General features: G+C 68.7%; 10 protein-coding genes and 1 pseudogene. 5 read left to right on the top strand and 6 right to left on the bottom strand.

Annotation, left to right across the window (positions count from 1 at the left end; translation table 11 throughout):
* Window positions 1-119: 119 nt before the first annotated feature.
* Window positions 120-623, top strand: a complete 504-nt coding sequence (locus WA805_RS00590; protein ID WP_422340361.1) for a GNAT family N-acetyltransferase — start codon at window positions 120-122, stop codon at window positions 621-623.
* A gap of 142 nt (window positions 624-765) precedes the next feature.
* Window positions 766-918 carry a hypothetical protein gene (locus tag WA805_RS00595; RefSeq protein WP_422273103.1) on the top strand — a complete coding sequence of 51 codons (153 nt, stop codon included), beginning with the start codon at window positions 766-768 and terminating at the stop codon, window positions 916-918.
* Between the two features lie 15 nt (window positions 919-933).
* Here the strand turns inward: WA805_RS00595 and WA805_RS00600 are convergent, their stop codons facing one another.
* From WA805_RS00600 to WA805_RS00610, 3 genes are all read right to left on the bottom strand, one after another.
* On the bottom strand, window positions 934-2094 hold the full coding sequence (locus WA805_RS00600; RefSeq protein ID WP_425241392.1) for a winged helix DNA-binding domain-containing protein: 1161 nt from the start codon (window positions 2092-2094) through the stop codon (window positions 934-936).
* Window positions 2091-2486, bottom strand: a complete 396-nt coding sequence (locus WA805_RS00605) for a VOC family protein (RefSeq protein WP_422289691.1) — start codon at window positions 2484-2486, stop codon at window positions 2091-2093. Before WA805_RS00605 ends, WA805_RS00600 begins: the two co-directional genes overlap by 4 nt.
* A gap of 110 nt (window positions 2487-2596) precedes the next feature.
* The gene (locus tag WA805_RS00610; protein WP_425241393.1) at window positions 2597-3730 is read right to left on the bottom strand and encodes an NAD(P)/FAD-dependent oxidoreductase; all 1134 of its coding nucleotides are present in this window, start codon (window positions 3728-3730) and stop codon (window positions 2597-2599) included.
* Window positions 3731-3787: 57 nt separating this feature from the next.
* Between WA805_RS00610 and WA805_RS00615 the strand changes: the two genes are divergently transcribed.
* Entirely contained in the window at window positions 3788-4369 is a 582-nt protein-coding gene (locus WA805_RS00615) for a hypothetical protein (protein ID WP_425241394.1), read from the top strand.
* 205 nt (window positions 4370-4574) lie between these two features.
* Window positions 4575-5081: an SRPBCC family protein gene (locus WA805_RS00620; RefSeq protein WP_422273093.1), complete on the top strand. Its 507-nt coding sequence runs from the start codon at window positions 4575-4577 to the stop codon at window positions 5079-5081.
* 337 nt (window positions 5082-5418) lie between these two features.
* On the opposite strand, the gene WA805_RS00625 is transcribed toward WA805_RS00620, so the two are convergent.
* Window positions 5419-6459, bottom strand: a complete 1041-nt coding sequence (locus WA805_RS00625) for an NAD(P)H-dependent flavin oxidoreductase (protein WP_422337354.1) — start codon at window positions 6457-6459, stop codon at window positions 5419-5421.
* 185 nt (window positions 6460-6644) lie between these two features.
* Between WA805_RS00625 and WA805_RS00630 the strand changes: the two are divergent.
* Window positions 6645-7325 (top strand): annotated as a pseudogene (locus tag WA805_RS00630) (transposase).
* Between the two features lie 370 nt (window positions 7326-7695).
* On the opposite strand, the gene WA805_RS00635 reads toward WA805_RS00630, so the two are convergent.
* Together WA805_RS00635 and WA805_RS00640 are read right to left on the bottom strand one after the other, a co-directional pair.
* Window positions 7696-8112, bottom strand: a complete 417-nt coding sequence (locus tag WA805_RS00635) for a YybH family protein (RefSeq protein ID WP_425241395.1) — start codon at window positions 8110-8112, stop codon at window positions 7696-7698.
* Window positions 8113-8354: 242 nt separating this feature from the next.
* The coding region (locus tag WA805_RS00640) for an ABC transporter permease (protein ID WP_425241396.1) at window positions 8355-8921 on the bottom strand (567 nt) is incomplete at its 5' end.

Genomic DNA, 8921 nt, shown 5'->3' on the forward strand with positions numbered 1-8921 from the left:
GTGTGCATTCACCGCCGCGGCTGGAAAGTCATCGTGCACCCCGACGGCACCTCCGAGGCCATCTCCCCGTGGGGAGAAGTCATTCGCAGTCACGGCCCGCCAGGCGATAGAACTGCGTTATGAACGCTGTCCGCCGTGTTGCGGCCGGGGAGGCTCCTGCCCTCGCGGCCATCGTGCGGGGCCTTCCCGAGTACTTCACCGACGACGTGCCCGGGAAGGTCGAGCACGATGCGGACAGTCACGAGGCCTGGGTCATCACCGATGACGGAACGATCACTGGCTTTGTCATCGCTGCCAGGAAATCACCCGGCGGCGCGGAGATCCTGTGGATCGCCGTCGACGCTCGCCGGCGCGGCCAAGGCCACGGAACCAGGCTGCTCAACAACGTCATGGACGACCTGGCGCAGACCGGAGTCAGCGTCGTGACGGTCAAAACCCTGGACAGCTCGGCCGGCTACGCCCCGTACGAGGCTACGCGGGCCTTCTACGAACACAACGGCTTCGTCTACGTCGACACGATCGACCCGTTGCCTGGCTGGCCGCCGGGCAACCCCGCGGCGATCTACGCGGCCGCGATCCGCCTTACCCGAGGCGAGCGGGACAGCCTGCCGCCCCGACCCTGACCCGCCGGATCAGGGATGCCCCTGATCCCGGGGCATGCACACCAGGGTGCGAACAGGGCTGATCCCGATCGACGGCAGCCACCGTGCGCGGCAGCCTAGAAGCAGGTCGAAAACAGCAAACCCTGAACGGAGACCGATCGTCATGCCCGCCCTCATCGCCTTCGCCCTCATCGCCATCGTGGCCCTGATCGTCATCAGCTTCGTCGTGCACTTCCTGTTCTCGCCGTGGCTGCTGCTGCTGGCCGTCGGCGCCCTGGCCTACTACAAGTTCGGCCCGCGCCGCGCCCGCCGGTAGCCCGGTGCCTGTCGCTTACGCGTGGGCGCCAACCGTGACGGTGCCCACCGTCAGCATCACCGCCGCCTCCATGACCGCGCCGACCAGGCTGGCTTCCTCATCAAGTTGCCGGCGCTGGGGCGCGGTCAGCTGCTGTAGCGGCTCGACCGTGATAGCGATCGCGCCCCCGGAGCGCCGCTGGTGCCACACTCCGCCGACCACGCCGTCGACCAGCAGGACCGGATAGTTTCCCGCCTGCCCCGCCGGGGTGAGCGCACGGACGGCGGCCGCGCCCGGATACAGCTGGTTCCGGGGCTGGCCCGCGACGACATACGCGTCGAAGTAAGGCAGCAGGCGGATCCCCCGGTACGGCTCGGGCGGCGTCGCGGTGTCACCGGCCAGCGTCCAGGCCGGCGTCCCATCCAGCTCGACGCGCTCCAGCTCCTCGCCCAGCACGCCAAACAGCTCGGTCGCCCGCCGCACCGGCATGGCTAGCCACTGGGCGAAGTTGGCCGGCGTCGCCGGGCCGTACGCGTAAAGGTAGCGGGTGAGGAGCGCGCGCAGCGCCGCGTCGCCGTCGGCGGGACGGAAGCCGGGCAGCCAGCGGTGCGGGTTGGTATAGGTCACGTTGCGGCCCCGATCCGGCCCGAAGCACAACATCCCTCGGTGCGCCGCCGCGCCGGTGAGCTGACGCCAGCGCGGCCACTTCCCACCGAACGCTTCCATCGTCCGCTCGACCGCCCAGGGGCCTGTCCGAGCCTCGAGCGACTCGGTCAGCTCGTCGACGGTCAGCTCTGCGTCCGCCAGCGAGTCACCGATGGCCGCCATCACCTCTTCAGCCTGCCCGGGGGAGAAGCGTACCGGGTCCGGATGATGCGTGATCGGCGGGAGGGCCGACAGCGCGCCCGTCCACATCGCCAGGTCAGCGGCGGGCAGCAGGTGGATGGTGCCACGCGGCCCGAACGTCTTGACCAGGGTGCGCTCCTCCCAGAGCGCGCGCCGCACATCGGCGCGGGTAGCTCCGGTAATCCGCCGCCCGATCGACAGCTCGGCGGCGCCGAGCAGCTGAGCGTGCGCTCCGCACAACACCCCAGCGATCGCATCGGGCCTCAGGTCGGCGGCCGGTTCTGCCAGCGCGTGCCGCGCCATCCGCCGCGCCGTGACCCCGCTCCAGGTGAGGGCAGCCGGCCCGGTCACGCTTCACCGGCGACGAGCTCGACCTCGAACCCGTCGGTGTTGGCGAGGTAGGCAGCGTAGTGATCTGGCCCGCCAGCGTGCGGATGCCTATCGGGGAACAGCAGCGCCCAGCCGAATGCCGGTCCTTCAGCAGCAAGGCGGTCGACATTCTGGCGGGTTCCGGCGTGGAACGCGAGATGGTTCAGTCCTGGCCGCAGCCGGTCGTGCTCGCTGGCGGCCAGCGCGGGCGACTGCTCGACCACGAGATAAGTGGCGCCGAGGCGCCAGCTGCGCCCGACCGTCCACTCCTGGAACGGCGCGTATCCAAGCTGCACGAGCAGCCATCCCCACTCAGCGCAGGCACGCCCCAGGTCCGGCACCCACAGCTCTACATGGTGCAGGCTCCCGGGCACGGTACCTCCTTCATACGTTGCTCATAATGCCTGAGACCGTGCCCGACACCGCATCTGACGAAGTCGAAGGGCTGCAGTATTTCCTGAGCGCTATTTCCAGAGCGCTCACATCACTGCCTGCTCCCGGTGCGGATGCCGTGTCGGACCGGGCTGAACGGGCTGAGATCCAATGGCAGGGAAGTGCCCAGGGCGACCCGGGCGGCCAGTTCTCCGGCGTAGGGCCCCATCGTCAGCCCCGAGGCTCCGAGTCCTGTGGCGACGGTAAGCCCGTCGATGCCGGGCACCGTGCCAAGCAGTGGCCTGATGTCCGGCCCCATCGGCCGGAAGCCGATCCTGGTCTCCAGATAGGTTCCGGACGCAAGGCCGGGCGCGACGGCCAGGGCTTCGTCAAGCACTTCGGCGAGGCCGCCGGGGGTGATGCGGTAGTCGAAGCCGGAGCCGGTCTCCCGAGTGGCGCCAGCTACGACCCGCGAGTCGTCGAACGCCACCATGTAATGGCCCGTGCCACTGGGCAGGATGGCGGGCCAGCGGCTGGTATCGGTCATGCCCAGGCCGATATGGACGATCTGGCCACGCTGAGCCGTTACGCCAAGCGTGAGTCCCGCCGGCTCCACGAACGCATCCGTCCAGGCCCCGGTCGCCGCCACTACCGCGTCCGCCGCGAGGAACTGGTCGGCTACCGTCACGCCCTCCACCGCGCCGTGCGCGCACCGGAGCGCGGCATCACCGGGCAAGACGGTCGCACCGTTGCGTCCGGCCGCCCGGCGCAGCGCAGCGGAGATGAGACGCCCGTCGACCCGGGCGGCTCCGCTGATGTGAACGGCCCAGGCGTCCGGCCGCAGCGGCGGGAACAGCCCCCGTGCCTGTCCTGGATCAAGCAAGCTAACCTCGCCCATCTCCGGCCACCGAGCCTGCCGCGCGATCAGTCGCTGGCTGATCTCCCGCTGCCGTTCCGCGCTGTCAGTGAGCATCAGCGCGCCAACCTGCCGGTACCCGAGAGCTGTCTCGCCCTCTTCAGCCAGCGCGCCGACGAGCGCTGGGTAGGCACGCGCAGCGGAACACGCCAAGGAGTTCCAGTCCGGGTCGTCGACTGACGATGCCCACGGGCTGATGATCCCGGCGCCTGCGGACGTGGCCCGGCCCGTCCGGTCCGAGTCAATCAAGATCACGTCCGCGCCAAGGACGCTGGCGGCGTAGGCGCAAGCGCTTCCGACTATCCCGGACCCAACTACGACCAGCCGCACCGCATCTCTCCTTCTGTCATATCGGCCAGATTCGTCTCATGCGTCATACTGTGCGCCATGTTCCCCGAGCATGTGCCAGACCTCTCGACGGTCAGCGACTCTGGTCTCTTCTCTCTGTACCAGGCCATTCTGGGTGAGTTGAAGCACCGGGGCGTGATCCGGACGGAGAACGCTCCGGTCGGCGACTACGCCGAATACCTCGTGGCGACCGCACTTGGCGGCGAGCTGGCGCCCAACGCAGAGAAGTCGTGGGATGTGCTTGGTGAAGGTGGTGAGAAACTGCAGGTGAAAGCCCGTGTCGTGTCCGATCCGGTGAAGCCGGGCCAATTGCAGCTGTCTCCGTTCCGGTCGTTCGGCTTCGACTCCGCGGTGATCGTACTGCTGTCGGCTACCGACTACGCCGTCTCGCGAGCGTCGAAGGTGCCTCGCTGCGTAGTCGAATCTTCCGCTATCTATCGGCAGCACGTGAACGGCAAGATCTTGTTTGCCCGCCCGGAAATCATGGGCCATCCCGACGCAACGGACCTCACCGCGGCTCTTCGGGCGGCGCAGAATGGCCGCCAGACGGTCTTAGGCATCGCAGCGCATGAGGAGGTAGCCGAAGGCGGCCAGGTAGTAGGGCTCCGGCGTGTTCCGTGAATGTCCGCATCTGTCTTAATCGAGGCCGTGGAGGCAGAGGGGCTTAGCCGGCGGCTTCCCGACTTGGGCCAAGATTTGGTCTTGATCCCTTCCGCAGGCTGCTGAACTGGCGCACCTCGCGCACGTACTGCTGACGGCCGGTCCTGCGGACCAGCAGGCTTGGTCAACTAGCATCGGGCGTGTGCTGCCAGCAGACGTCACCGGGATGCGGATCGACGCTGAGATCGTGGTTGCCGCTCCGCCGGGCGTCGTCTGGGACTTGCTCGCCAACATCACCAACACGGGCAACTGGAGCCCGGAATGCATCCGCATAGCCTGGCTCGACGGTCATCACGACGCCCGGCCGGGCGTCCGATTCAGCGGGCTCAATCGGGCGCTGGGCGGATTCGAATGGACCGTGACCTGTGTTATCACCCAAGCCGACCGGCCGCGGACGCTGGAGTGGGTGGTGCTGGACGACGAGGATGCCGCTCAGACTGTCGATCATCCGTCTTCAGGCTGGCGGTACGACCTCGATCCGGCTCTGGACGGCACGACCTTCGTCCGGCACTGTTTCGTGCACGGGCCCGGCGACAGCGGCCTCCGCTGGATGATGCGCAGGCATCCGGAGCGGTCCGCGGAGATCATCGAATATCGTCGGCAGACGCTGCAGGCGAACATGCGGCATACGCTGGCCGCGATGAAGGCTGCCATACAAGATGAGCCTTGCTAGCGATGGGCCGAGCAGCCTAATCCGCGGCACTGCCGAGCCGGTTCAGGCGGGCGTAGCGGTGCTGGTCAACGAGAACCTCGACGCGGCCTCACTGCAGTTCTATCGGCAGAGCCCGGATCGGCTGCGGTTCCGGTCCAGTTCCTGCCGCCACCAGCCGGACAGCAGCCATCCGCCTGGCACTCCGAACTGGCGTCTCGGATCGACCCGACGGCGGCGCCATGGGCGACGCTGGCAGAGTCGGCCGCGAAACTCGTGGCCCAGCGCCACCGGCTCCAAGCCGCGATCACAGCTCTCGCGACGTAATGCGATGGCCACGCTGACCGTCTGGTTCGGCGTATCAGGAGAGGTGGCTGACAGCATGGCTCAGGGCCGTCCGGGCCTGCTGCCACAGGTCGCGGACGAGGTCCGCGGCGGGTGTCGAGGCCGTTAGTGGGTAGGCCTGCCCGGCCCATAGGTTCACGTAGTCGGCGAGGCCGGCCTGGCGGGCAGCCTTACGCATCGGCGAGGTGAGGTGGTGTACCTCGGGGTAGGCCGCCGGGGCGGATTCGGAGTGGGCGCGGAGGAACCCGTTCTCGATCCCGCGCGCGGTCCGGCCGCTGAACGCCCGGGTGAGCCTGGTCGGGGCGTCGGCGTGTAGCGCGGATCGGTGCACCGGCGCGGTCGCCGCCTCCGGGCAGTCGAGGAACGCGGTGCCGAGGGCGGCGGCCCTGGCGCCCAGGCACAGCACCGCGGCGATCGCCTTGCCCGTCGCGATGCCGCCGGCAGCCACGACGGGCGTGTCCATACGCGCGGTGATGAGCTGCAGCAGCGCGATTAGCCCGACCGCCTCTTCTGGGGCGTCGCTCGTTCCGCCCCGGTGGCCGCCCGCCTCGTAGCCTTGAACGACCAGCAGGTCCGCGCCTGCGGCGGCCGCGCGGCGTGCCTCCTCCGGGCTAGTGACCGTCACCCAGACTTCGGTTCCCCTGGCGCGCAGCCCGGAGATGACATCCTCACCCGGGATCCCGAAGGTGAAAGACACCACGTCCGCCGGTGTATCCATCAGGTACCCGACCTTGGCGTCCCAGTCGTCATCGTCGTGCCGCGGCTCGCCCATCCGCGCCCCGGCGCCGGATACGTCGGACTCGATTTCCGCCGCGAACTGGCGCACCCGGCCCACGTCCCCGGCCGGCCCAGGAACGAACAGGTTTACGCCGTACGGTCGGCCGGTCAGCTCGTTCAGCCGACGACGTCGGTCCGCGAGCTCCGCGGCGGACAGGTACCCGGAGGCGAGGAAGCCCAGCCCACCGGCGTTGCTCACCGCGGCGGCCAGCTCCGACGTGGAGGGGCCGCCGGCCAGCGGAGCCAGCACTATCGGGATGTCGCAGCTGTCGAGGATCATGCTCCCATCCTTCACCAGCACGACAGGCGCGCACCGTGGCGTCGGTCTTAGGAGACATAACAAAAATTGGGGTGCCTGACTTGCGAGGAATGACGGTGTCAGGTCTCGTCTGGGCTGTCTGAGAGGGGTGCGAGCCAGCCGAAACGAAGAAGACCACGCGTAAGCCGTGGGAGATCGAGGACGGGTTGTGGAAGCGGATCGAGCCGCTCCTGCCGGTTGTCGAGCGCACTGACGGACGTCCGGGCCGTAAGCGCTTGGAGAACCGGAAGGTGATGTGCGGGATCCTGTTCGTGCTCAACACCGGGATCCGCTGGGAGTTCCTGCCGCAGGAGCTGGGCTTCGGCTCGGGCATGACCTGCTAGCGGCGGCTGCGGGACTGGAACGAGGCCGGGGTCTGGCAGCGCCTGCACGAGGTGCTGCTGGCCGAGTTGCGGGCCGCGGACCTGCTGGACTTCTCCCACGGCATTCCGCTCGCCGCCACCCTCACCGGCGGCAACCGCAACGACGTCACCCAACTGATCCCGTTGATCGAGGCCGTCCCGCCGATCCGCGGCAAGCGCGGCCGGCCGCGACGGCGCCCGGAGGCGGTGTACGCCGACCGCGGCTACGACCACGACAGCTACCGCCGCCGGGTCCGTGAGCTGGGCATCAGCCCGAAGATCGCCCGACGCGGCACCGAACACGGCTCGGGCCTTGGCGTCTACCGGTGGGTGGCGGAATCCGCGTTCGCGCTCCTGCACCACTTCCGCCGCCTGCGTATCCGCTGGGAGATCCGCGACGACATTCACGAAGCGCTCCTCGCCCTCGGCTGCGCCATCATCTGCTGGCGACGACTGCGCAACAAGTCACTCCGTCAGGAGTCCTGAGGCTCCTGACAATGTGCGGCTGCAAGGACCGCGACCTCCGAGCCGAAAGCCACCGCCAACCGCCCGTCCTGCGCCACGGCCAGCGCGCTCACCGCGTCGGGGGAACACCAATTCCGCACCGGCCTGTTGACCGGTGGCCAGGTCCCACATCCGCACCGCCTTATCCTCGCCCCCGGCGACGGCGACCGGGCGGCCGTCCGCCACCCCTGTCGCCACCGCCAACACCGGGTGGGCGTTGCCGGTCAAGGGTTCGCCGACCTGCTCGCCGGTGGTCAGATCCCACACCCGCACCGCCCGGTCGTCACCCAAGGCGACAGCAACGGGCTTACCGAAGCCACTGCAGGACGTGGTGTCGCCCCGCCTGAAGCGACTACGACCACCCGGGAGATCCAACTGCCCCTTGACAGTCGAGGATGGCGAACCGCCACGACCCGTCGGCCGACCGGCGGGCGACAGCCGTCGTCGTTCCGGTCGGCGAGATCCCGGTGCCGTCCGGCAACATCGCCTCGAGGTCCCAATCGACGATGATCAGGGCCGTATCGCCCCCGATCAGGGTGGACCTGGGCTTGTTGGTCAGACGCGCCTGAGCCGCGATCGACTGGACCGCCTCAGCGTGCAGCGCCTCCTGGTCGGTGAGGACCTTGCCGGTGAAGGTGTGCATCGCCGCGTCCTGGTGGAACAGCGCGACGACGGCGTCGGCGTCCCCGGCGTTGAGCGCGTCCTGGTACGCGAACGGGAGGCGGGCCGGGTCGACGATCCGGGTATCGGCGCTTTCCCGGGTGTTCATGGCTGCCTCACTCCTCGAGTGGGGTCGATCCGGACTACCCGGAGTCGGCGCGACCACCTCGCAGCCAGCCCCCGGAACCGGGTCCACCTCAAGCCGACACTACCTTCCCGCCCACGCCATCCCATGAATGGTCTCAACTCAGACCGTCATCCTGGGCCCAGTTCAAGCCGCCCTAGCCACAGGCACGGACTCAAGCGGCTGACAGACGGCCACCGGCCACCGCGGCCTTTTGTTATGACCCCTTAGGCGTCGCGATGTAGAAGGAGGTAGCCGCAGGCGGCTAGCAGCACCACGGTCCAGATGCAGAAGACGCCGAAGCCCTGCCACGGGGAGAGCACGTCGCCGGACTGCTGGCTGGTCTGGGCGACTAGCTGGCCCGCGATGGTGGGCAGGTAGCCGTGAACGTGGTTGGCGATCGTGCCCGGGATCAGGGAGATCAGCGGCGGCACGACGAGGACCAGGGCGATGACCGTGGCGATCGCGCCGGCGGTGTGGCGGATCAGGCCGCCGATCGCGAGCGAGAACAGGCCGAGCACCGTCAGGTAGAGGATGCCGCCGATGCAGGCGCGGGTGACGCCGGTCGTGGACAGCGTGATCGAGATGTGGCTGCGCAGGATCGCCGTGGTGATGAAGAACACCGCGAAGACGGTGATGGCGCTGACCACGAAGTCGAGCAGCGCGAAGATGAGCGCCTTGGCGGTCAGCATCGGGATCCGGCGCGGGACCGCGAGCAGCGACGAGCGGATCGCGCCGGTGGAGTACTCGCTGCTGATCACGATCACGCCGAGCACGCACATGGCCAGCTGGCC

Source organism: Trebonia sp., assembly GCF_049794275.1.
GTDB lineage: Bacteria > Actinomycetota > Actinomycetes > Streptosporangiales > Streptosporangiaceae > Trebonia.